The sequence below is a fragment of the Bradyrhizobium sp. NAS80.1 genome (assembly GCF_001908205.1).
Taxonomy (GTDB): Bacteria; Pseudomonadota; Alphaproteobacteria; order Rhizobiales; family Xanthobacteraceae; genus Bradyrhizobium.
This window is the reverse complement of sequence record NZ_LGHL01000028.1, coordinates 44842-68649: the sequence shown is the minus strand read 5'-3', so window position 1 is coordinate 68649 and position 23808 is coordinate 44842. Positions and strand designations below refer to the sequence as shown.

21 protein-coding genes, 1 tRNA gene and 1 pseudogene are annotated in these 23808 nt (G+C 63.6%); 16 read left to right on the top strand and 7 right to left on the bottom strand.

Annotation, left to right across the window (positions count from 1 at the left end; genetic code table 11):
* Positions 1-41 precede the first annotated feature (41 nt).
* From AC629_RS07495 to AC629_RS07465, 8 genes are all read left to right on the top strand, one after another.
* Positions 42-884, top strand: a complete 843-nt coding sequence (locus AC629_RS07495) for an AraC family transcriptional regulator (protein WP_245331748.1) — start codon at positions 42-44, stop codon at positions 882-884.
* Positions 850-1101: a helix-turn-helix domain-containing protein gene (locus AC629_RS48380; RefSeq protein WP_245331747.1), complete on the top strand. Its 252-nt coding sequence runs from the start codon at positions 850-852 to the stop codon at positions 1099-1101. Before AC629_RS07495 ends, AC629_RS48380 begins: the two co-directional genes overlap by 35 nt.
* Positions 1102-1699: 598 nt before the next feature.
* Complete coding sequence (locus AC629_RS07490) at positions 1700-2554, top strand: N-acyl homoserine lactonase family protein (RefSeq protein WP_084804089.1); 855 nt, start codon at positions 1700-1702, stop codon at positions 2552-2554.
* 119 nt (positions 2555-2673) lie between these two features.
* On the top strand, positions 2674-3426 hold the full coding sequence (locus AC629_RS07485; RefSeq protein ID WP_084804088.1) for an ABC transporter ATP-binding protein: 753 nt from the start codon (positions 2674-2676) through the stop codon (positions 3424-3426).
* Complete coding sequence (locus AC629_RS07480; RefSeq protein ID WP_084804087.1) at positions 3423-4124, top strand: ABC transporter permease; 702 nt, start codon at positions 3423-3425, stop codon at positions 4122-4124. Before AC629_RS07485 ends, AC629_RS07480 begins: the two co-directional genes overlap by 4 nt.
* Positions 4121-5614 carry a GldG family protein gene (locus AC629_RS07475; RefSeq protein ID WP_084804086.1) on the top strand — a complete coding sequence of 498 codons (1494 nt, stop codon included), beginning with the start codon at positions 4121-4123 and terminating at the stop codon, positions 5612-5614. The genes AC629_RS07480 and AC629_RS07475 overlap by 4 nt, the downstream gene beginning before the upstream one ends.
* Entirely contained in the window at positions 5599-6132 is a 534-nt protein-coding gene (locus AC629_RS07470; protein WP_143198975.1) for a hypothetical protein, read from the top strand. The genes AC629_RS07475 and AC629_RS07470 overlap by 16 nt, the downstream gene beginning before the upstream one ends.
* Positions 6129-7184, top strand: coding sequence for a HupE/UreJ family protein (locus tag AC629_RS07465; RefSeq protein WP_143198974.1), 1056 nt, complete (start codon positions 6129-6131; stop codon positions 7182-7184). Before AC629_RS07470 ends, AC629_RS07465 begins: the two co-directional genes overlap by 4 nt.
* Positions 7185-7249: 65 nt before the next feature.
* Here the strand turns inward: AC629_RS07465 and AC629_RS07460 are convergent, their stop codons facing one another.
* From AC629_RS07460 to AC629_RS07450, 3 genes and pseudogenes are all read right to left on the bottom strand, one after another.
* Positions 7250-8995 (bottom strand): adenylate/guanylate cyclase domain-containing protein, encoded by a 1746-nt coding sequence (locus AC629_RS07460; protein ID WP_143198973.1) that lies wholly within the window; start codon positions 8993-8995, stop codon positions 7250-7252.
* 217 nt (positions 8996-9212) lie between these two features.
* A tRNA-Ile gene (locus AC629_RS07455) sits at positions 9213-9288 on the bottom strand.
* A 349-nt stretch (positions 9289-9637) separates the two neighbouring features.
* A pseudogene (locus AC629_RS07450) lies at positions 9638-10616 on the bottom strand (Bug family tripartite tricarboxylate transporter substrate binding protein).
* A 107-nt stretch (positions 10617-10723) separates the two neighbouring features.
* Here AC629_RS07450 and AC629_RS07445 point away from each other — a divergent pair.
* Positions 10724-11701 carry a TAXI family TRAP transporter solute-binding subunit gene (locus AC629_RS07445; RefSeq protein WP_084804083.1) on the top strand — a complete coding sequence of 326 codons (978 nt, stop codon included), beginning with the start codon at positions 10724-10726 and terminating at the stop codon, positions 11699-11701.
* A gap of 128 nt (positions 11702-11829) precedes the next feature.
* On the opposite strand, the gene AC629_RS07440 is transcribed toward AC629_RS07445, so the two are convergent.
* Both AC629_RS07440 and AC629_RS07435 read right to left on the bottom strand, forming a co-directional pair.
* On the bottom strand, positions 11830-13044 hold the full coding sequence (locus AC629_RS07440) for an ABC transporter substrate-binding protein (protein WP_084804082.1): 1215 nt from the start codon (positions 13042-13044) through the stop codon (positions 11830-11832).
* Between the two features lie 98 nt (positions 13045-13142).
* Positions 13143-14036 (bottom strand): substrate-binding domain-containing protein, encoded by an 894-nt coding sequence (locus AC629_RS07435; protein ID WP_084804081.1) that lies wholly within the window; start codon positions 14034-14036, stop codon positions 13143-13145.
* A 411-nt stretch (positions 14037-14447) separates the two neighbouring features.
* Here AC629_RS07435 and AC629_RS07430 point away from each other — a divergent pair, with 411 nt between their 5' ends.
* From AC629_RS07430 to AC629_RS07415, 4 genes are read left to right on the top strand one after another with little or no spacing between them, the layout of a single operon-like run.
* Positions 14448-15281: an ABC transporter substrate-binding protein gene (locus tag AC629_RS07430; RefSeq protein WP_084804080.1), complete on the top strand. Its 834-nt coding sequence runs from the start codon at positions 14448-14450 to the stop codon at positions 15279-15281.
* A gap of 54 nt (positions 15282-15335) precedes the next feature.
* Positions 15336-16442 carry a molybdopterin-binding protein gene (locus AC629_RS07425; protein WP_084804079.1) on the top strand — a complete coding sequence of 369 codons (1107 nt, stop codon included), beginning with the start codon at positions 15336-15338 and terminating at the stop codon, positions 16440-16442.
* Positions 16443-16455: 13 nt separating this feature from the next.
* Entirely contained in the window at positions 16456-18405 is a 1950-nt protein-coding gene (locus AC629_RS07420; protein ID WP_084804108.1) for a molybdopterin biosynthesis protein, read from the top strand.
* A 50-nt stretch (positions 18406-18455) separates the two neighbouring features.
* Positions 18456-19586 carry an FAD-dependent monooxygenase gene (locus AC629_RS07415; RefSeq protein ID WP_084804078.1) on the top strand — a complete coding sequence of 377 codons (1131 nt, stop codon included), beginning with the start codon at positions 18456-18458 and terminating at the stop codon, positions 19584-19586.
* A gap of 361 nt (positions 19587-19947) precedes the next feature.
* On the opposite strand, the gene mobA is transcribed toward AC629_RS07415, so the two are convergent.
* Both mobA and fdhD read right to left on the bottom strand, forming a co-directional pair.
* Positions 19948-20589: a molybdenum cofactor guanylyltransferase MobA gene (gene mobA / locus AC629_RS07405; protein ID WP_143198971.1), complete on the bottom strand. Its 642-nt coding sequence runs from the start codon at positions 20587-20589 to the stop codon at positions 19948-19950.
* Entirely contained in the window at positions 20570-21460 is an 891-nt protein-coding gene (fdhD, locus tag AC629_RS07400; RefSeq protein WP_084804077.1) for a formate dehydrogenase accessory sulfurtransferase FdhD, read from the bottom strand. Before fdhD ends, mobA begins: the two co-directional genes overlap by 20 nt.
* 107 nt (positions 21461-21567) lie before the next feature.
* Between fdhD and mobB the strand changes: the two genes are divergently transcribed.
* From mobB to AC629_RS07385, 3 genes are read left to right on the top strand one after another with little or no spacing between them, the layout of a single operon-like run.
* Entirely contained in the window at positions 21568-22095 is a 528-nt protein-coding gene (mobB, locus tag AC629_RS07395) for a molybdopterin-guanine dinucleotide biosynthesis protein B (RefSeq protein ID WP_084804076.1), read from the top strand.
* Between the two features lie 9 nt (positions 22096-22104).
* Entirely contained in the window at positions 22105-23361 is a 1257-nt protein-coding gene (locus tag AC629_RS07390) for a molybdopterin molybdotransferase MoeA (protein WP_084804075.1), read from the top strand.
* A gap of 45 nt (positions 23362-23406) precedes the next feature.
* A complete protein-coding gene (locus tag AC629_RS07385) occupies positions 23407-23670 on the top strand; it encodes a sulfurtransferase TusA family protein (RefSeq protein ID WP_084804074.1) in 264 nt (87 codons plus the stop codon).
* Positions 23671-23808: the final 138 nt, after the last annotated feature.

Below are 23808 nucleotides of genomic sequence, written 5' to 3'. Positions count from 1 at the left end.
CCTTTTTCGCCGTAGACCAGTGATTGGACCGGTTGGGAGACATGCGTTCTGTCAAACCCAGAGGTTTCGGTGGGATACCGAGCGCCACCGGAGGGGTCGCTCGTCTAGCATGCGCCCAACTGCGCAAGTTAGGCAAAGACGTGAGGCTTGTTGTGTCGGGGGCCGGACTAACCGTCCAGGAGGCCGACGATCCGACCACCCGGCTTGAGGTGCACGCCCAAGTGAAGGTTCTGGAATTAGCAGCCGAGGAACTTCGGGACGAATTGCTCGGATTTCATCTGGCCCGCAACTTCGACTTGCGAGAAATCGGTCTACTCTACTACGTGATGGCATCCTCGCAGCGACTTGCGGACGCTCTCCGCAACTGCGAGCGCTACAGCCGGATTAATAATGAAGGAGTCCGCTTGAACTTCAGCGTGGATCGAACGGCAACCATCACTCTCGACTACATTAGCGCGGACCGGTGGTCGGACCGGCATCACTTGGAGTTCTGGCTGGTTACGCTGGTGCGGATCTGCCGACAGCTGACAGCCAACCAACTAGCGCCGCACAAACTAAGAGTTAGGCATTTTCGAGCTGATCCGCCGGCGGAGTTCAAAGCCTTTTTCGGGGCTGATGTTGAATTTGGCGCTGATGCTGACGAAATCGTTTTTTTCTGCGTCAGTCGCTTCGCTTCCGATTGTGGGACACGACACCTATCTGAACAAGTTGCTGCTACGATACGCGGAAGAAGCGCTTGCTTCCCGACCGAGAGAGCGCGCGAGTATCCGTTCGAATGTGGAGCGAATCGTGCCGCAGCTACTGCCGCACGGCAAAGCCAGCGCGTCGGAAGTCGCGCGCCAGCTTGGGATGAGTCCTCGAACGCTATCGCGGAAGCTTCGTGATGAGGGTGTTACCTTCGCGGATGTGCTGGACCAACTGAGGGCCGCACTCGCCAAACGGTATCTCGGCGACCGAAAGTTGCCGGTTTCCGAAATTGCGTGGCTGCTGGGCTATCGGGAAGTTAGTTCTTTGACAAATGCCTTCAGGCGGTGGACTGGAACGACCCCAAGGCAATTCCGATCATCCGAGTGCCGTCGCGATAAGAGAACGGGCAGCTGACCAGTTTTCGAACAAGCGCCTCTAAATCGAAAGGATAACCCATATCGCCTGCGCGGTTGTGCAGATCCCGAGGGGGATAACCCACAGTTTAAAAACGAAGATCGCTGTCTATGCTGGGATGTCGATGTATCGAAGTGAGCCTGCAAGGTCTGAAGGGCCATGGATTCCCATGCCTGAAAGCACCGCCGGTCCCGGTGCCATTGGCTGGGCTATCGCGGCCAGGCCGTAGCTCTGGACGGGAAAACAAAGACGGAAAGAACGTGGACTGACTTCTACCCCCATCCGAGATGCCACGAGTGCAGCGCAGCGTGTTGATGCCGAGGCTGGTCAGCAAAAACATGGGTCCGCCCTTTGCCGGGCCGTTTTTGCGAACCGCCTGAACCGTATCGTTCTTTCAACTCTGGCCCCGTGGGGGAAAAACATTCCCGTTTGGGCCGGGTAGGCCAACTTGCTTTTGCAAGGGGCGAAACTATTCTTACTGGCTATCCGCCTCGGCCGCGCCAGGCGAGGCAGCCGTGGCTGCAAAGACAGCCCGTAAAACAAGGACAGCTCGTAAAACAAAGACAGCCCGTAAAACGAAGGCTCAGGAGGAGTTGCCATGACGATCAAGCAGATTGCATTGAGTCTGGCTATCGCGCTCGGCCTTGCGAGCGCTGCCGCCGCGCAGGAAGGCCCAAAGCTATACGTCTTTACGTCGGGTTCGCTGGGAGGCTTCCCGAAGGCAGCCCTGCAGATGGGTGGTCAAGGCAATATCGATTGGGCGCCCGTGAGCTTCTATGTGCTCAAGCATCCCAAGGGCAATGTCATCATCGATACCGGAAACAACGATAAAACGATTGCCGATCCCGATGGCTGGTGGGGACCTCTTGCCAAGGGGTTCGGTCTCAAGATGACAAAGGACGATGCCATTCCCGCACAGCTCGAGAAGATCGGACTGAAGACTGACGACATCAAATATGTCGTGGTCGGTCACCTGCATCTCGACCATGGCGGGAATGTCAGTCAGTTTCCGAATGCGACCCTCGTTGCCCAGAACGACGAACTGAAGGCCGCCTGGTGGCCGGATGTCGGCTACTCGCTCTATTATATTCCGGGCGACTTCGCTGACACCAAGAAGATGAACATCATCCGCCTCGAGGGCGACCTCGATCTGTTCGATGACGGTTCCGTACGCGTGATGCGGGCTCCCGGCCATACCCCCGGCAGCCAGTTCGTGACCGTCAAATTGCCCAAGACGGGTACCGTTATTCTGACCAGCGACGTGGTCTATCTGAAAGAGAACCTCGACAAGAACCTGATCCCGCCGATTCCGGGCACGTTCAATCCGAGCGATGCCTATCGCAGCTACCAGCGCGTTCGGCTGGTTCGCGACGCCAACAATGCCCAGATCTTCTACGGGCACGATCCGGAGGTTTTCAAAGCCACCAAGCATGCGCCAGAGTTCTATGATTGAGCCTTAACCCGGCGCGGGGCGCTCCCTTGAGAGCCCGCGCCGGACCTCAGGGCGGGTCCCCGAAGCGGGGCCGTAGATTCACTTCTCCCGCGGAGGGACTCGCCTGTTCGGGACGCCGCATGACCATCTCGGCAATCGACGCCGCGCCTAGTGATGCGTTGATCCAGACGGATCACGCCCCAGCGATCTCCGCGTCCAATGTGAGCAAGCGCTACGGGCCGGTATCGGCGCTGGAGGGGCTCACGCTCGACATTCACGCCGGGGAAGTGTTTGGCTTGCTGGGTCCGAACGGCTCCGGCAAGACCACGTTTATGCGGCTGCTTGCGGGCTATCTCCTGCCATCGGCGGGCCGCTTGATGGTCGCAGGGCACGATGTCGTCGGCGATTCACTCGCGGTGCGGCGGCACATCGGTTATGTGCCGGAAGCAGCGCCGCTGTACCGGCAGATGCGGGTGGGAGAATTCCTGGCCTTCATGGCACGGCTGCGCGGCGTGCCCGAGCGGAACGTCAAAGGCGCCGTCGAACGCATCGTCGATCGGCTCGCGCTGTCCGCTGTCGCCGACAAGCCGACACGGGCCTTGTCCAGGGGCTATCGGCAGCGGACTGCGCTCGCCCAGGCGTTGGTCCACGATCCGGACATCCTTATTCTCGACGAGCCCAGCAATGGACTTGATCCACGCCAGATCATTGAGATGCGGCAGCTGATCCGCTCGCTGGCCGGGCGCCACACGGTGCTGATAAGCTCCCACATTCTCAGCGAAGTCGAGAAGACCTGTGACCGGGTAGCGGTGCTGCTCAACGGGCGCCTCCTGGGCGTCCGCGCAATGGCAGATACCCCCGACCTCGAAGCCTGGTTCCTGTCGCTCGCATGAGAACGCTGCGCATTCTCTTTGCCAAGGAGCTCAACGCGACGCTGACGTCGCCGATTGGCTACACAGTGGCCGCGGTTTTCCTGCTCGTGCTCGGCTATACATTCAGCCTGACGCTGTTTGCGACCAAGGTCGCCAACCTTCAATATATCTTTCACCAGATGTATGTGCTGTCGATCCTGCTCGTGCCGGTGCTGACCATGCGCAGCTTTGCCGAGGAGCGGCGGTCGGAGACGCTCGAGCTGCTCTTGACTGCGCCGGTGCAGGAACTTTCGATCGTGCTGGCCAAATATGCCGCCACGCTGACACTCGTGCTCGGCATCTTTGCGCTCTCGCTCGTTTATGCGGTGATCCTCGATCGTTACGGCGAGCCCGACTGGGGACAAATCCATGCCGGCTATCTGGCGCTCGCGTTGCATGCCTCGCTCCTGGTTGCGGTCGGCCTGCTGATGTCAAGCATCACCGAAAACCAGGTCGTCGCGGCGGCGCTGTCGATCGGTATCTTCCTGATGCTCTGGTTTGCCGATTCGGTGTCCTATCTGCTATCGCCGCCGTTCGACAGCCTCGCCCTCAACCTGTCCCTGATAGGACATTTCAAGCCGATGGTGTCAGGCTCGGTGTTCGTCTCGGACATCGGCTATTTCATCACCGCAAGCATGCTCGCGCTGTTCTTGACCACCTGGAGGCTTGCACAGCGATGATGCAGGCATCCGAGGCGATCAATATCGTCTGGTTTTTAGGCGTGATTGCCGCGCTTGCGCTGTTGTTTGTGGCGGGCCTGAAGCTGCCGGTGCGGCTCGGCTATGCCAGCCGTGCTGTCTCTGCTGCCCTTGTGGTCGCCGTAGCCGTCGCCGTCGTGGTCCTCGCCAACGTGGCGCTGTTCCGTCACGACGCGCATCTCGATTTCACGCGCGAGAAGGCCTTCACGCCCTCTGCGGAAGCCGGTGAGGTGGTGCGCAGGCTCGCCGAACCGATCGACATTGCCTATTTCTATCAGAAGCAGAATCCCGGCGCGGTCGCCCTCGGAACCATGCTGCGGCAGCTCGAACGAGAGAACGCGAACTTTCGCGTCCGCCTGATCGACGCCGACCAGAACCCCGCGCTTGCCTCCAGCTTCGGCGTGCGCACCTACAATTCGGCCGTGTTGCGGTCGGGCGATCGCCGCATCGAAGTCGTGACGACAGATGATCGCGAGATCGCGCTCGGCGTGCTGCGTCTGTTGCGCAGACGCGAGGTCGTGATCTGCTTTGCCGCCGGAAACGGCGAATACGACATCGACAATTTCGAATTCCATACCCATTTCGAAGGTGCTCACAGCCATAGCCACGACGCTTCGGGCTTGGCGGTCGTGCAGATGGAGCAGCACGGGATCGGCCGGTTACGACGCGCGATCGAGAAGCTCGGCCTTGCCGCGCGCAAGGTCTCCTTTGCAACCGGCCAGCCGATCCCGGACGATTGCGGCGTTGTCGTCGTAGCCAATCCGCGCACCCGCTATTCTCCCGGCCAGACCGAGCTGATGCGCCGCTATCTGGAGCGGGGCGGCTCGGCGATGTTCCTGATCGAGCCCGACTATGAGCTTGATGACAGCCTTGCCGCGCTGCTCGCTACTGCCGGCATCAAGGTTGGCAATGGCGTGATCGTCGATCCCAAGGAGCACTATTTCACTGACGAACAGATGATTGCCGTGTCACATTATGGTGTCCATCCGATCACGCGCGGCCTGACACTGTCGTTCTATCCGGGGGCGCGCCCACTCGAAATAGTCGCGACGGCCGGCCTCAAGCTGACGCCACTGGCGGCCAGCAGCTCCGAGGCTTACATCATCGCCGACCGCTTGGGTGACGATTCGACTGCGGTGTCCGCACTACGCGCATCGAGGATTATCGCTGTCGCCGCCGAAGGCCGATTGAACGAAACGGCCCCCTCGATATTCCGCATGGTCGTGGCTGGTGACGCCGATTTCGTCTCCAACTCATTCTTCCCGTATCTGGCCAACTCGGACGTTGTGCTCGCGGCACTCGCCTGGCTTACGCACGAGGAGCGAGCGCCGACCATGAAGCCGCCTGTGGAAGTGTTGCCGACCGTCACGCTGACGGGCGAGCAGATGCGCGGCATCTTCATCGTCACTGTTCTATTGATGCCGGGGCTGATCGCTTTCGCCGGTGGCGCGATGTGGTGGTTGCGGCGATGAACCGGTTGATCTGGAGCGCTGCTGCTCTGGGCGCCATCGTCTTTCTGGCGGCACTCGCGTTGACCGGCGGTCGCGGCGGTTCGGGGTTGCTGCCGTTTGTGCCGAAAGGCCTGATGACGATCCAGCTTCAGGATGTTCGCGAGGTCGAATTGGAAACACGCGAGGGACGCTGGCATTTTGTCCGCGCGGAGGATGGCTGGCATGCGGCGGCGGGGGCGACGACGGCAGGCTTCGCGGCTCGGCTTGACGGCGCGCTCAGATTGCTGCGCAATTCGGGACCGGAGCGTGTACTGAGCGCGACCGAGACTGCAGGCGTCGACCCCGCGCAATTCGGATTGGATCCGCCCCGGCTGCGCGTCGTAGTCAACGGCAGTGGTGCTTCGTCCTTCGTCATCTCTTTCGGCGCGACCAATGTCCTCGGACTGTCGCACTATGCCAGGCGCGAGGGAAGCGGCGAGATTGCGCTGCTGCCCGGCTTCGTCGCCGAGGAGTGGGAGCGGGTGGGGAAGATGCCGTGAGCGCGCGTTTTGCACTATGGACAGCATTCTGGCTTGCAATTGCCTGCTGCGCCGATGTCTCGGCCCACGTGACCACCACCGGATTGGTCCGCATCGAGTTGTCGGGTGACCGTCTCTCTTATGCGCTCTCTGTCGCGTTGCCCGAAATACCGCAGGCGTCGGCTTCCATGCTGAACGCCGCCGCCAATGGCGATCGCTCGGCGGCCGAAGCGGTAGCCGAAGCGGCGCGCAGGAGCGTCACGATCGACCTTGGCGGCACGCGCTGCCGCGCTGGACGCGTGCGCATCGGTGGCGCCGGCGCAAACGAGACCCGCGCGACAATCGAGATCGGCTTCACTTGTGACCCTGGGCATGGCCGCCTCACGGTTACAGAAGACTGGGGCGGTCTTCTTGGCGAACATTATCAGAGCCTCGGCAACATCCACACGTCGAACGGCGAGCGGCAGGTGGTCTTCGGTGAGACATCACGAACGGCGGCCATCGACATTGACCGTCCCGTCGCGACCGGCTGGTTGGATTTTGTGAAGCTCGGCGTCGAGCATATTCTCACCGGCTACGATCATTTGCTCTTTCTTCTCGCGCTACTCGCTATCGCGCGCGGCTTCTGGTCGGTGGTGAAGATCGTAACCGCCTTCACGCTCGCCCACAGCGTGACGCTCACGCTGGCAGCGCTCGGTTTTGTCAGGGTCCCCGAACGCATCATTGAGCCGCTTATAGCCGCGACCATCATCTGGGTTGCGCTGGAAAACTTGTTTGCGGCCGCGCCGGATCGGCGGCGGTGGATGTGGAGCTTTGGATTCGGCCTCGTGCACGGACTTGCGTTTGCATCTGCCCTTGGCGAGCTCGAACTGAAGGGCGCAGCCTTGCTCCGCGCATTGGTCGGATTTAACGCAGGTGTCGAGATCGGCCAGCTTATCTTCGTGGTGATCGCGCTTCCGCTGCTGACGCTGATGTCGCAAGGGCGGGCTGCGCAGCTGACGCCGCGCATCGCCTCCATCGCCGCCGCGGCGATCGGCACGTATTGGTTGCTCGAGCGAGTTCTTGTCGGTTGAACCTCGTGAGCCAAAACAGCGGCGCGAGAGCGGACCATCCGGGACCGCCGCTTGGGCGCCAGAAGTTACTCGGGCAACCCCGCTTTACGAAGGCCCTCAATCAGCAGCTTCGCGTGTGATCGTCTGACCCGACCCATCCTCGCGGATATTGTGAAGGCCGGATCGACCTCAAGCAGACGCGCGGCCGCCTCACGGGCCTCCGCGTCACGTCCAAGAAGGGCGAAAGCGGACGCGAGGCAGCGATAAGCGACCCCCAAGGAGGGGTTCTGACGAAGGGCTCTCTTCCCTGCGATGATGGCCTCGTCAAAGCGACCAAGCTCAATAAAGGCATATCCCATCCCACTAAGCGTCTGGTGTAGCATCGGGTCCACCGGGCTCATGCGAAGGGCGCGTTCAAAGCTCCGGATCGCTTCCTCCGGCAGCCCCGCTACTTCATAGACCCAGCCTCGGCCGTGCCACGCGATGTATGAATTTGGGTTGAGCGCGACCGCCCGGTCAGCCATTTCGATCTCACTTTCCCTATCACCGACCATGAACGCCGAGATGACGGCAGCCACTGCTAGCGTGTCTGGATCGCCATCGTCGACGCTCAATGCCCAGCGAAGAAGCCGAACCGCTTCGTTGCGTTCGAATTGGGGATCGACAGCATAGCCCCAAACGACATTGCGCATGTGACTGGCACCTGCCAGAGCCGCGACCAAGCCGAACCCGGGATCTAGCTCCAAAGCCCGACGGGCCAGCCTGATCGCCTCGGCCACCCCTTCGCGGGTCGTTAAGTAGAACTGCGGCATGGCCCGGAGAAAAAAGTCATAGGCGGTGAGGTTCTCCGGTCGCCGCCGCGCCGCCATTGCAATTTCTGTCTGAAGCAATTTTGGCTGAATGGCCGAGACAACGGCGACCGTTACCTCGTCCTGGAGAGCGAAAACGTCTGTTAGATCACGCTCGAACCTGTCCGCCCAGATGTGCGCGCCTGTCACCGCGTCAATCAACTGCCCTGTGATCCGAACCTTCCCTGACGCCTTGCGCACAGACCCCTCAAGGACATAGCGCACGCCAAGCCTGCGTCCGACCTCCTTCACATCGACGGCTTTGCCCTTGAACGTAAAGCTCGAATTGCGCGCGATCATGAACAACCATTTGAACCGTGAGAGCGCCGTGATGATTTCCTCAACCATTCCATCCGCAAAATACTCTTGCTCGGGATCGCCGCTCATGTTCTCGAACGGCAGCACAGCGATGGACGGCTTGTCCGGGAGTGGCGGGGCCGCACTTAGCCTCTCGATTAGCGGGCTATGCGCTCCCGCGCGCACCGCAAAAGCGCGGACCGGCTTGGAGATGTTCTTGAGCTGCTGTTCGCCCCGGTCCTCGAAGCCAAGATCCAGCTTGCCTTCGACTTCGCTGTACACCTTTTCGGAAATCAGGATGCCGCCCGGGTCGGCGGTCCCCTCCAGCCGGACAGCAATGTTGATCCCGTCACCAAAAAGATCGCCGTCAGCCCTGACGATAATCTCTCCGAGATTGACCCCAATGCGTAGCTTAAGGGGGCTTCGGCCTGACGCGATGCTTTCCTGTATCTCCACCGCGCATCGCACCGCAGCCGATGGACTTGCGAACTCGGCCAACGCGCCGTCACCCGTGGTCCGGATCAGTCGCCCGTCGTGGCGGGAGAGGCTAGGCTCGATCAGCTCTCGCTTGAACCGTTCGAACTCGGCGTAGGTAGCTTCCTCGTCGCGTTCCATCAGCGCGGAATAACCGACCACGTCAGCGGCCAGGATCGCCGCTAATCGTCTTTGAATCCGCTGCTCCGCCACAGCGCCCTCCGAACGACCAGGCAAAACACGTCGCTGGGACAAGGAGGAGCCTAGCACTTTGTTGTGGCCTGTGAGGCGCTAATCGCGGGAGGGGCCCGCACAGAAAACGAGGGCGCGATGAAGTCGCTGGCGCAGAACAAACCGTGGCAAAAACCAAGAATGAATTTGTCTAGTTGGCAAAAAGTGCTGAGAGATCAAGGGCCCTCCTTTCCAAGGGTGGTGGGCCCGGCAGGACTCGAACCTGCAACCAGACCGTTATGAGCGGCCGGCTCTAACCATTGAGCTACAGGCCCCGCCGCGAGACGGCCGCTTGACGTGCGGCCGGCAACGGTGCGCGGTTCGTTTACAGGGCCTGAGGCGGGGGTGCAATGCCGGCCCTGGGCGATCGGGAGCGCTGGCGCCGTGCGTCAAGCGCTGCTCGCCGGTCGATTGCTGGGATGGGGTGATGATAGGATTGTGCGGCTGTTTTGCCCGACGAGTCAAATACCCCTTACGGAGTTCATTTTTCGCTCCTGTAACCCGCTGTGATCCCCCGCCTTTTCTACTGTGCATGGGGTTGTTTTCGACATTTTTGATTCGAGGGGGACCCGCCGGTCCCCCGATCTCTTAGCGGCAAGCGACAGCCACCGCGGCCGGCCGGCCCTAATCCACCGAAACCCCGGCGAACTCCACCACCTTGCGCCACTTTTCAGTCTCGTCCGCGACCAGTTTGCCGAACTCGGCGGGCGTCATCGGCTTGGGGATGCCGCCGTTCTCGGTCAGCCGCGCCGCCAGTTTCGGGTCCTTCAGCGCCTCGCCGACGGCCTTGTTGAGGATCTCGACCACCTCGGGCGGCGTGCCCTTCGGCGCGGAGATGCCGTAGAAGCCGACCGATTCGAAGCCCGGCACGGTCTCTGCGATCGCGGGCACGTCGGGCACGGCGGGCCAGCGCTGCGGCGAGGTCACGCCGAGTGCGCGGACATTGCCGCCCTTCGCCTGCTCCAGCGCGGAGGGCAGATTGTCGAAGATCAGCTGCACCTTGTTGGAGATGATGTCGGGGAAGGCGATCGCCGAGCCGCGATAGGGCACATGCACCATGTCGCACTTCGTCATCACCTTGAACAGCTCCGCCGACATGTGCACCGAGGTGCCGTTGCCGGACGAGGCGAAGGAGATCTTGCCGGGATTGGCCTTGCAGTAGTCGATGAACTCCTTGACGGTCTTCACCGGCATCGCATTGGAGACGACCAGCATGTTGGTGAGCTGCATGATGCTCGCGACCGGCACGGTGTCGCGCAGGAAGTCGTAGGGCAGCTTCTTGTAGAGCGAGGTCGAGATTGCGTTGTTGGGCGCGACGAACAGCAGCGTATAGCCGTCGGCCGGCGCGTTGATCGCCGCGGCGGCCGCGATGTTGCCGCCGGAGCCGGCGCGGTTCTCGACGATGAATTGCTGGCCGAGATGGTCCGACAACCACTGCGCCATGATCCGCGCAACGATGTCGACCGGGCCGCCGGCGGCGAAGCCGATCATCCAGTGCACGGGGCGATTGGGGGTAGTCGGCGGCGGAGGCGGGAGGGGAAGCGCTGAAAAGACAGAGAAGAAACACCAGCCCGAAAACAGCATTACGCAAAATTCGCAACATGTCGCCTCCCATTGTTTTATTGTCGTTGGGCAGCATGCTTTCACAAAATCGGGCCGTTGCCTACATCGCCGCAAGTCGGTGTTGACGCAGGTCCGCCGGGAACGACCATGAGATTCGCTTTCCTTATCCTTCTCAGTGCGGCGCTGCTCGCTAGTCCCGTCGCTGCTCAAACCGGAGGCAAGGCCATTCCGACCACGACGATCAGCCTTACGATTAGCCTTGGCACCGCGACGCCCGGCGGCGGCTTTCCGCTCTATGGCAACGCCTTTGCCGAGGTGATGAACGCGGCCGATCCGCAAGCCACCATCGCCCCGCGCAACACCAAAGGCAGCAACGAGAACATTCCGCTCCTGGAGAAGGGCGAGCTCGATCTCGCGCTGGTCGCGGGCGAGCCGGCCTATGAAGCCTTTGCCGGCATCGGCCGCGCGCCGGTGCGGCTGAAAATCCTCACCGCGATCTATTCCAACCCCGGCATGTTCGTGGTGCGGGCGGACAGTCCCTACAAGACGATCCGCGATCTGGTCGGCCAGCCCGTCGCCTTCGGCGCCAAGGGCTCGGGCCTGCCGATCCTGGCGCGCTATGTGCTGGACGGGCTTGGCCTGAAGCAGGACGAGGACTTCAAGGCTGTGTATCTCGACCGCGCCGGCGATGGCCCCGCGATGGTCGAGGATGGTCGTGTGGCCGCACTGTGGGGCGCGGGCATCGGCTGGCCCGGCTTTGCGGCGGTGGCATTGAGTGCATCAGGCGCGCGCTTCATCGCCCCTGATGCCGAGGAGATCGCGCGCATCCGCGCCAAGCACTCGTTCCTCAAGCCGCTGACCGTGCCGGCCGGCTCCTACCCGAAGCAGTCCGAGCCTATCGCCTCGCTCGGCTCCTGGAGCTTTGTGCTGACGCGCGAAGATCTGCCTGACGATGTCGCCTACCGGCTCGCGAAGACGCTGCACGGTGTCGAGGCGACCTTCTGCAAGAAGCTAGCGCAAGCCTGCGAGACCACGGCGGCGAACACGGTCGCGGCGGCGCCGAAGCTAGAGCTGATACATCCGGGCGTGATGAAGTACTTTCGCGAGATCGGCGTGGTGAAATGACGGTCGCTCTAAGCGACCGTCATTCCGGGCGATGCAAGGCATCGAACTATGGTGCGCAGTTGCGCACCTGAGAATCCCGAGATTCCGGGTTCGGTCCTGCGGACCGCCCCGGAATGACCGCTACGCGGTCACTTCTTCACCAGCGGACACGCCGGGTCCGGCGGCCCAAAGGCCTTCTCGCCCGAAATCGTCGTGAGGATCTTGTAGTAGTCCCAGGGGTACTTGCTTTCTTCCGGCGTCTTCACCTGCACCAGCCAGAGGTCGTGCACCATCAGATTATCCTCGCGCAGCTTGCCGTGGCGGGCGAAGAAATCCTCGACTGGCTTTTCGCGCATCTTGGCGGCGACCTTGAGCGGATCGTCGGTGCCGGCTTCCTTGATGGCGTTGAGATAGTGGATCACCGACGAATAGACGCCGGCCTGCCACATCGACGGCATCTTGTTCATCTTGGCGAAGTAGCGCTTCGACCATTCGCGGGTCTTGTCGTCCATGTCCCAGTAGAACGACGTCGTCAGCAACAGGCCCTGCGCCGCCTGCAGGCCGAGGCCGTGGATGTCGGTGATCAGCGCCAGCAGCGCCGCCATCTGCTGGCCGCCCTTGAATACGCCGAACTCCGAGCCAGTCTTGATCTCGTTCATGTTGTTGGGCGGGCCGGCGGCGATGCCGATGATCTTGGCCTTGGAGGCCTGCGCCTGCAGCACGAAGGAGGAGAGGTCTGGCGTTGCCAGCGGCGGCCGCACCGAGCCCAGCACCTTGCCGCCATTGGCGGTGATGACGCTGGAGGCGTCGCGCTCCAGCGAATGGCCGAAGGCATAGTCGTCGGTGATGAAGAACCAGCTGTCGCCGCCGCGCTTGACGACTGCATCCGCTGTGCCGACCGCGAGCGCGCGGGTGTCGAACACCCACTGCATCGCGTAGGGCGAGCAGAACTTGCCGTGGAAGTCCGCGGTGCCGGTGGAGTGGGTGATGAACAGTCGCTTCTTCTCGTTGGCGATGTTCTGCACGGCGAGCCCGACCGCGGAGACCGGCACGTCGACGATCAGGTCGACCTGGTCGACGTCGTACCAGCGCCGCGCAATGGCGGCGCCGACGTCGGCCTTGAGCTGGTGGTCGCCGATCACGATGCTGATCGGCTTGCCGAGCACGGTGCCGCCGAAATCGTCGATCGCCATCTGTGCCGCCGTCACCGAGCCCTGGCCGGTCGGTGCGGAGGCGGGGCCGTTCATATCGGTGAGCACGCCGATCTTGACGACGTCATCGGAAACCTGCGCCGACGCCGTGCCCGGCATCAGCGCCGCCGCCAATGCGGCAACGACCGGCAGTCCAAATCTCATTGGATTCACGCTTGTCCTCCCCTGATCCGGCACGTTGGCCGGTGTTGCCCGGGTATGGCCCGGTTTAATTGGTTTCTTTTGCAACTATTTGGGGGCGGCCGTCAACGTCAGGCTGCGAAGCGGATCTGTCCCGCGGGCGAGGGATCGTAGCCGGTCAGCTCCTCGGCGCGCTGCCGCAGCCGTCTTTCATTCAGGAACCGGAGCAGGGTCTGCATCGGCGCGCGGAAATAGCTGCGCTGCCGCATCGCAAGATCGAAATTCTCCCAGACCAGCGGCACGAAATCGAGGCCGGCTGCGCGCGCTGCCGTTCGCGTTGCGACGCCGCAATCGGCTTGTCCCGCGCGGACCACTTCGGCGAGATCCGGCCCGGTGAGGGCTGGCGTCTCCACCTGGCGCAAATCGCGCATCGAGGCGCCGGCGCGCTTCAACAGCACGTCGAGCAGCATCTGCGCGCCCGTGCCCTGTTGCCGCATCGCCATCCTGCTGCCGAGCGCGAGCACGTCGGACAGGCCGCGCAGCCGCTTGGGATTGCCCGGCGGCAACACGAGACCCTGCTCGCGGCGTGCGAACGCGACCAGCACCACATCGTGCAGGTCTGGAGCGACCCGCAGCGCATCGGTACTGGCATCGCGGGCGAGATTGTCGGAGGCATCCAAGCCGTGGAAGTGCACGGCGACCGCCATCACCTCGTCGCGCTGCAAGCGTTCGAGCCCGCGTGCGCTGCCTTCACTCATCGATCCCAGGCCTGAGCCGGATTCGCGCAGGCTCCAATCCAGGAGCTCGTCCTGGCTGCCGCCCACGACCGGCGGCGGCTCCGCGATCAGCATCCCGGCCGGACGCGACATTCCCGAAAGCACCCAGAGATCGAGCTCGTGCCGCGGGAAGAGCCACTTCCCGGTCACCTTGGTGCAAGGGATCGCACCGGTGGTGACAAGCTCGTAGAGCTTGCGCTCGCCGAGCCGGAGATAGTCGGCGGCTTCACTCGTCGTCAGGAATTCCATCCTGCATTCCTATGCAAATTCTTGCTTCTGTTTAGAGGTTCGACGCAGGTGGAATTCTGCAGTTCAGTTTCGGTTCACACGGACCATGCCCGATCATCTCGCTGCTTTGCAACACGTCCTGACTTCCGATCTGACTTCCGATTCTGCACCTGTCGTCATTTCTCGCACGCTGACTTGGTGCGGGCCTTGCGAAGCGCGCTCGCGATTGCAATCGAGATGCCGGTCGATGCATTGCCGATGTTTCCCGGGTGCTCAGTCGGCCGCGCGCAGCGAGACCTGCTGCCGGTGGTGGTCAATCACGCGTTCTATCGGATGTTGTCCTGTTTGTGCCGTCCGAAGTGGAATCGGTCACGAGCGTGGCGCAATCCGTCATCAGGATCATGCCGATTTCGTACCTCACGGGAACCAGCCATGGTCGTTCGCCGCCTGTCGGTTGCATTAGCGCTTCTCTGCGGCCTTGCCGCAGGTGTCGCGGCGTCATTCGCGGAAGACCGCGCGATCGTCCTGGCCACGACGGCATCGACGCAGGAGTCGGGCCTGCTCAATTATCTGCTGCCGATCTTCCGTGACAAAACCGGCATTGAGGTGACCGTGATTGCGCGTCGCGCCGATGAGGTGCTCGATGGGGCGCGAAGGGGTGAAGCCGATGTCGTGCTGATGCATGCGCGGCCGCAGGAAGAGAAATTCGTCGCCGACGGCTTTGGCGCAAAGCGCTTCGACGTCATGTACAACGACTATGTGCTGATCGGGCCGAAGAGCGATCCCGCCGGCGTAAAGGGCAAGGACATCGTGACCGCGCTGAAGGCGATCGAGGCCAAGGGCGCGCCGTTCGTGACGCGCGGCGACCGCTCCGGCACCCACGCCGCGGAGCTCGCGCTCTGGATCGTCGCCGGCATCGACATCGCCAGTGCCAAGGGAGCCTGGTATCGCGAGGCCGGGCAGGGCGTGACCGCAGCGTTCGAGGCCGCGCGTGCTGCCAATGCCTACATGCTGTCCGACCGCGGCAGCTGGATCGCCTTCAAGGATCGCGGCGATCTCGACATCGTCGTCGAAGGCGACAAGCGCCTGCTCAACCAATACGGCGTGATACCGGTGAACCCCGAGAAGTTTCCAACCGTCAAGGGGGAACTGGGGCAGACCTTCATCGACTGGTTGATCTCGCAGGAGGGGCAGGCGGCGATCGCCGGCTACAAGGTCGACGGTCAACAGTTGTTCTTCCCGAATGCGGGCAAGTCCGGCGGCTGACGACCGCGTCGCCAGCGGTTGCCAAATCGGGCGATGCATGGTCCATCATGGCGCATGACCCAGCGCCTGCCGCCATCCCTGACGCCGCTCGACACTGCGCTCGTCGCGTTGTTGGAAGGGCTCGGGCCGCTTGCACCGGTGGAGCTGCCGCTGACTGAAGCGGCCGGCTGCATCGCGGCGGGCACTCCGCTGCTTGCGGCTTATCCGCCTCACGACATCGCCGCCGCAGACGGCTGGGCACTGTGCGCCAATGATCTCGTCGGAGCGTCCGCCTATTCGCCGCTGCCGCTGGCAACGATGCCGGCCTGGGTCGATGCCGGCGATGCGGTGCCGAGGGGACGCGACTGTGTGCTCGATGCCGACGCCGTCGAGATGTCGGGGCCGCTTGCCCAAGTGCTGGCGGAGGCCGTGCCGGGGCAGGGCGTCAGGCGCGCCGGAAGTGATATCGGAGAACGTAGGTCTGTCGCGATAGAGGGGCATCCCGTTAGTCCCGCCGCCCTGCTGCTCGCGCGCGTTGCCGGGCTGGACCGGCTGAGCGTGCGGCGGCCGCGGCTGCACATCGTCAATGTGCCGGGCGCTGCGGCGGCAATGCATATGATCGCGGACGTCGCGCGTACTGCGGGACTGCACGTGCAAACCCGCGAAGCCGGAACGCGCGATGCCGCATCGATCACGGAGGCGCTCGGCGATCTCGACTGCGATCTTGTTGTGACGATCGGCGGCAGCGGCGTCGGTCGCCGCGATGCTGCCGTGACCGCGCTGGCCCGGCGAGGCGACGTGATCGCCCATGGTCTTGCGCTCCAGCCCGGGCGTACCGCCGCTGTGGCGCGGCTCGGAAAAGTTCCCACCGTCGCCTTGCCCGGCTCGCCGGATCATGCGCTCGCGGCCTGGTTCGCGCTCGTGCTTCCGCTCATCGGCCGACTGTCGGCGCGCCGGCCGCGCCGACAGCTGACCTTGCCGCTCGCGCGCAAGATCGCATCCAGTGTCGGCATCGCCGAGATCGCTCTGCTGGCGGAGGAACATCATGCGTGGATGCCGCTTGCGGTGGGGGAGTGGCCGTTACAGGCAATTGCCCGAGCGGATGCCTGGCTGATCATTCACGGGAGCAGCGAGGGATTTGCAGCGGGCGCGCCGGCCGATGCTTATCTGATGCGGGAATGATATGGGTTCCGGCATGACCATGATCCCGCAGTCGCAAGATCGTAGCTCGCTAGAACAGGAACAGTTCCTCAGGATCCTGTCGCGCGAGGATGCGCTGGCGCGCTTCGAGGCTGCGCTGTTCCCGCGCGCGATCCCAGGCGAGCCGCGCAAGCTTGCCGATGCGCTCGGCTCCGCGCTCGCCGAAGACATCACCGCGCCGATCGACGTTCCGCCCTTCGACCGTTCCAATGTCGACGGCTTTGCCGTGCGCTCGGCGGATCTCGCCGCAGCCGGCGAAGGCGCACCCCGGCGCCTCGCGCTGAACGGAGAGACCATTCACTGCGGCACCGCGCCGATACTGCAAGTCGCCGTGGGAACAGCCACGGCGATCGCCACCGGCGGTCCGCTGCCGCGTGGCGCCGACGCCGTGGTCATGGTCGAGCATACCCAGCCGGCTGGCTTGGATGCGATTGATGTCCGCCGCGCCGCGTCTCCCGGACAATTCGTGTCCTATGCCGGTTCCGACATCGCGCGCGGCGAAGCGCTGCTGCGCGCCGGCACGATCATCGGCTCGCGCGAGATCGGCATGCTGGCGGCCTGCGGCATCGCCGAGGTGATTGTCGCGCGCAAGCCGCGCGTTGCCGTGATCTCCACCGGCGACGAGCTGGTGCAGCCCGGCGAAGTGCTCGCGCCGGCGGCGATCTACGACACCAACGGCGCGATCGTCGCAGCCGCAATCGACGAGAATGGCGGCGAGGCGGTTTTCCTCGGCGCCATTCCCGACGATGAAGCAAAGCTCGAAGCCGCCATGCGCCGTGCGCTGGTGGACGCCGACATGCTGGTGCTATCAGGCGGCACGTCGAAGGGCGCGGGCGATCTGTCCCATCGCATCATCGGCCGGCTCGGCAAGCCCGGCATCATCGCGCACGGCGTTGCGCTCAAGCCCGGCAAGCCGCTGTGCCTCGCGGTGTGCGATGGCAAGCCGGTGGTGATCCTGCCGGGTTTCCCGACTTCGGCGATGTTCACCTTCCACGACATGATCGTGCCGGTGCTGCGCAAGATGGCCGGATTGCCGCCGCGCTCCGATGCCAAGGTGAACGCGACCGTGCCGGTGCGCATCGCCTCCGAACTCGGCCGCACCGAATTCGTCATGGTCTCGCTGGTCGAGGGCAAGGACGGCTTGATCGCCTATCCCTCCGGCAAGGGGTCTGGTGCGATCACATCCTTCGCGCAGGCTGACGGCTTCGTGCGCATCGACGCGCTTGCCGACCAGATGCCGGCGGGGACCGAAGCCGAGGTGACGCTGTTCACGCCGCATGTGCGGGTCCCCGACCTTGTCATTGTCGGCAGCCACTGCACCGGCCTTGATCTCGTCACTGCACAGCTCGCGCATGCCGGCTTGACCGTGCGCTCGATTGCGGTCGGCAGTCTCGGCGGGCTCGCGGCGGCGAAGCGCGGCGAATGCGATCTTGCGCCGATCCATCTGTTCGACGACAAGAGCGAGACCTACAACACACCTTACCTCGTCGATGGGCTCGAACTCGTGCCGGGCTGGCGGCGGATGCAGGGCATTGTCTTCCGCAAAGGCGACAAGCGCTTCGAGGGCTTCAGTGCGAAGGATGCCGTCGCCGCCGCGCTCACTGACCCAGAATGCATCATGGTCAACCGCAATCAGGGCGCCGGCACGCGTATCCTGATCGACCGGCTGCTCGGCGGTGCGCGCCCGGAAGGTTATTGGAACCAGCCGCGTTCTCATAACGCTGTCGCTGCCGCCGTTGCGCAGCACCGCGCCGATTGGGGCATGACCATTGCGCCGGTCGCCCATGCGGTCGGCCTCGGTTTCATTCCGCTGGCGGAAGAGCATTATGACTTTGCCTTGGTGACGGCGCGCAAGCAGCGCCCGGCCGTGCAGGCCTTTCTGGATGCGCTTGGCTCGGACGAGGCGCGTACGGCACTGGAGCGAGCCGGCTTCCGGCCCGCGTAGAGCAGACGACGCGGCATTCAAGCCGCGCGGCAGACAGGGTGGGGGACGCGATGGCAAGGCCGCTTTCGGTTGCGATCGTCGGTGCCGGCATGGGCGGGCTTGCGACCGCCGCTGCGCTCAGGCGCGTCGGCATCGACGTGATGGTCTACGAGCAGGCCTCCCAATTCGCCCGCATCGGCGCCGGCATCCAGGTCGGCTGCAACGCTATGAAGGTGTTGCGCGCGCTGGGGCTGGAGGCGCGGATGCGCAGCCAATCCTTTTATCCGCGCTCCTGGAATAACCGCGACTGGCGCAGCGGCGACATCAAGTTCGACATGATCTTCGGCGAGAGCGCGGAGGAGAAATTCGGTGCGCCCTATTTGCTCGCCCATCGCGGCGATCTCCACGCGGCACTGGCGAGCGCGGTGCCGGACGAATGCGTGCGGCTCAACCACAAGCTTGTCGGTCTCGACGAGACCGCCGAGGGTGTCCGGCTGACCTTGGCCGACAACACCAGCGCTGTTGCCGACGCAGTGGTCGGTGCGGATGGCGTTCATTCGGCGGTTCGCGACATCCTGTTTGACACCGCGCCGGTGAGATTCTCCGGCCGCATCGCCTATCGCACCACCTATCCCGCCGCGCTGCTCGGCGGCGGGACGATCGACGACTGCACCAAATGGTGGGGCGAGGACCGCCACATCGTGATCTATTACGTCAAGCCGGACCGTAGCGAGGTCTACCTCGTCACCAGCCAGCCCGAGCCGAACTTCCGCATCGAGTCATGGTCGGCGAAGGGTGATGTGCGCGATCTGCGTGCATCGTTCGAGGGCTTTCATCCGCAGGTCGGCCAGGTGCTCGCCGCCTGTCCCGATGTGCACAAATGGGCGATCATGGACCGCGATGCGCTGGATCGCTGGGCCGATGGCAAGGTGACGCTGCTCGGCGATGCCTGCCATCCGATGACGCCCTACATGGCGCAGGGTGCGGCCATGGCGATCGAGGATGCCGCCGTGCTCTCGCGCTGCCTCGCAGGTGTCGACCGCGACGGCGTTGCGGATGCATTCCGCCGCTTCGAGGCGACGCGAAAAGAGCGGACGACGCGGGTGCAGGAGACCTCGCGCGCGAACATCTGGCTGAAGGTGAGGACGGATACGAGCTGGGTCTACGGCTACGACGCCTGGTCGGTTCCGCTGGCGGCTTGAGCGGCTCCATGAACTCGGATGGTCGCCGCCGCGACAAAGGAGCGTGAGCCAGCCATGACCACGTCAGCCCCCCTCAATTTCCGCAAGATGGCCGCCCTCGTCGCAGCCGCCGGAACGCTGTTCTGGCTCTATAGGTTCTCTACGCGATCGCCCACGTCCCGCCGGGCGACGGCACCGGCTTTCAATGGCTCGCGGTATTTCCGCTCGGCATGATCTTTGGGCTCTTCTTCATCCCGGTCTGGGCTGCTGGTCGCGCTCGGACGTCTGCCGCGATTGAGCACCGCTGTCGGTCTCTGCGGGCTGATCGCCTTCGCGATCATCTGGATGCAGCTTCTCAACGAATTTCCCAAATCGTAAGTCGCTAGGTTGCCGCATCCAGCGTCGCCAGTCGCTCGGCTTCGGCGATGTCCTCGACCGTGTTGGCATTGAAGAACGGATCGAGCGGCTCGGCCGGCCATGTCACCGTCGCGAGTGGATAGCGCGCGGTCCAGCGATCGATCTTGCGGAGGTCCTCGACGATCAGCGCGTGACGCAGCTCGTCGCGCAAGGCGACGCGCCACAAGCCGATCACCGGATGCGACTGATCGCCCGATGCGGCGACTGCGAGCTGCGCGTTCTCCCGCTCTCGCGCTTCATGCAGGCGGGTCACGAGATTGCGCGGCAGGAACGGGCAGTCGCCGGCGGCGCTGAGCACCCATTCGACCTCGGGCCGGTTCGTTGCGGTCCAGTCGAGCGCGGCGAGGATGCCGGCGAGCGGGCCGGGAAAGCCGGGCACGTCGTCGGCGATGACCTGCAAGCCGAACGCGGCGAATCGCGTGGGATCGCCGTTCGCATTGAGGATCAACCCGCTGCATTGCGGCGAGAGGCGCGCGATCACGCGCTCAAGGATGGTGCGGCCGCCGATGGTGCGCATCGGCTTGTCGCCGCCGCCCATGCGCCGGGCGAGGCCGCCGGCGAGCAGGACACCTTGCGTTGCCGGAATCTCAGTCGTCACCACCTTCACCCTTGCGCTTATGCTTGGCCGATTCTTCCTCGACGTAAGCGAGGTTCTGGTCGTAGACGATGCGCTCCTCGCCAGCCAGTGCGATAAAACGTTTTCCGCGGGTGCGGCCGATCAGTGTCAGGCCGACCTGCCGGGCGAGATCGACGCCCCATGCGGTGAAGCCGGACCGCGACACCAGGATCGGAATGCCCATGCGCACCGTCTTGATCACCATCTCCGAGGTCAGGCGTCCCGTGGTGTAGAGGATCTTGTCGGATGCATCGACGCCGTGGCGGTACATCCAGCCCGCGATCTTGTCGACGGCGTTGTGGCGGCCGACGTCCTCGGTGTAGCAGAGCGGCTCGCCCTCCTTGCACAGCACGCAGCCGTGAATCGCACCGGCTTCGAGATAGAGCGAGGGCATGGTGTTGATGGTCTGCGTCATCTGGTAGAGCCAGGAGGTGCGCAGCTCGGCCTTGGGCAGCGCGACGCTCTCGACGGCTTCGAGCAGGTCGCCAAAGGCGGTGCCCTGCGCGCAGCCCGACGTCTGCGTGCGCTTCTTCAGCTTGGCTTCGAAATTGGTGTGGTGTTCGGTACGCACGACCACCACCTGGAGGTCGTCGTCGTATTCGACCTCGGTGACCACGTCACTATATTTCAGCATGTTCTGGTTCAGCAGGTAGCCGAGCGCCAGATATTCCGGATAGTCGCCGATCGTCATCATGGTGACGATCTCCTGCGAATTCAGGTAGAGCGTCAGCGGCCGCTCCATCGGCACCTTGATCTCGACCTTGGCGCCGGTCTGATCGGTCCCGGTCACGCTCTGGGTCAGGCGCGGGTCGCCCGTGTCAGGGACGATCAGGGGCACCGGGGCTTTGTCGATCTTCATCATGGTTGCGACGTTAGCATGACATTCGGCTCAAGCCGATATAAGCATGCCCACTGTGATTGAGTAGGCGGTTCCAGTCGCGAGATATGGCTGGCGGAGATCGAGCTGTTATGAAAGTCATCGGCCTTGCAGGCTGGAGCGGTGCGGGCAAGACCACGCTGTTGACGCGGCTGATTCCGCATTTCAACGCGCAAGGTCTGCGCGTCTCCGTGATCAAGCATGCGCATCACCGGTTCGACGTCGATGTGCCCGGCAAGGATTCCTGGCGCCATCGTGAGGCGGGCGCGGCCGAGGTGCTGGTTGCTTCCTCAAACCGCTGGGCCTTGATGCATGAGTTGCGGGGCGCGGCGGAGCCGCGGCTGCCGGAACTGCTCGGCAAGCTCTCCGCGGTCGATCTCGTCGTGGTCGAGGGTTTCAAGCGCGAGCCGCATAACAAGATCGAGGTGCACCGCGCCGCCAACGACAAGCCGCTGCTGTTTCCCGATGACCCCGGGATTGTCGGGATCGCGACCGACATCGCGATTGAAACCCGGCTGCCCACTGTCCATCTCGACGATATCCCGGCCGTCGCGGCCCTGGTGCTGCGCGCAGCCATGCCGGTCGAGGAAGCGGTGGCAAAAAGCGCGGCAATGCGCTGACGAGGCACCATGGCGCAACTGTCTGATGATTGCTTTGCCTTCGGCGGCCCGATGATGTCGGTCGACGAGGCCGTTGGCCTGATCACGACCCGCGTCAACGCGATTGCCGATGTCGAAACCGTGGCGCTCGTCGATGCCGATGGACGCGTGCTGGCGCACGATATCGCAGCGCCCCTGCCGCTGCCGCCTTTCACCAATTCCGCTGTCGACGGCTATGCCGTGCGTAACGCCGATCTTCCTGATAGCGCCGAACAGGCGTTCCCGCTCGACGGCCGTATCCAGGCCGGCGGCCTCGCGCAAGCACCGATCAAGCCCGGCCATACCGCGCGCATTTTCACGGGCGCGCCGACGCCGCCGGATGCCGAAACCGTCTTCATGCAGGAAGATGTCCGCATCGATGATGCCGGCCGAATCGTGCTGCCGCCGGGGCTGAGGCCGGGCGCCAATGTCCGCCCCGCGGGCGAGGACATTCCCGAAGGGCACGTTGCGCTGCGCGCCGGGCAACGGTTGCGGCCGCAGCATGTCGCGCTCGCCGCGGCGTTCGGCCTGACCCGGCTCGACGTCGTCAGGCGCATTCGCGTTGCCGTGTTCTCGACCGGCGACGAGCTGGCCTCGCCCGGCGAGCCGCGCGCGGCATCGCAGCTCTTCGATTCCAACCGCTTCATGCTGATGGCGATGCTGCGCCGGCTCGGCTGCGAGGTCTCGGATCTCGGCATCTTGCGCGATGAGCGCACCTCGCTCGCGAATGGTTTGAAGCAGGTTGCAGGTAGCCATGACCTCATCCTCACCACCGGCGGCGTCTCGACCGGCGAGGAGGACCACGTCAAGGCTGCGGTCGAGAGCATAGGTTCGCTGGTGCTGTGGCGGATGGCGATTAAGCCGGGCCGGCCCGTGGCGATGGGCATCATCGACGGCACGCCGCTGATTGGATTGCCGGGCAATCCCGTCGCGAGTTTCGTCACGTTCGTCCATGTGGTGCGGCCGACCGTGCTTGCGCTGGCCGGCGGTCTGCCCGAACCGCTCTCGCCGATTCCCGTGCGCGCGGCGTTTGCCTACAAGAAGAAGATCGGCCGCCGCGAATACGTTCGCGCCTCGTTGCGGCGCGGAAAGGACGGCGTGCTGCAAGCGGTCAACTTCCCGCGCGAAGGCGCCGGGCTGTTGTCGTCTCTGGTCGAGACCGACGGTCTCGTTGAACTCGGCGAGGACATTACGCAAGTCGAACCGGGGCAGGCCGTAGGTTTCTTGTCCTATGCCGATCTGCTCTGAAGTCCTTGCGTTGACGCCGATCATCGGCCCCGCCATGTTGCGCTCATGACAAGAACGATACTCGATCTCACCGGACTCAAATGCCCGTTGCCCGCGTTAAAGACGCGCAAGGCGCTGAAGCCGTTGCAGCCGGGCGATCAACTCGAGGTGCACTGCACCGATCCTTTGTCGGTGATCGACATTCCGAACCTGATCCGCGAGACGGGCGACACGGTGGAGATCACCGAGCGCAGCGACGCGCGTATCGTATTCTTGATAGAAAAGACGAATGGCTCGATAGAGCGCGTCAATGGTGCGCTGCATACGTGAGAGCGTTACCGCGCTGATACCGACCTTTTGTCAATCGACATCGACCACAGCTTCTGCCCAATTGACAAATCTCCGTGCAGGCGCGGAGGTTGAGTCTTGTCTGCGATACACGGATTAACGGGGCCACGCACGAATCCT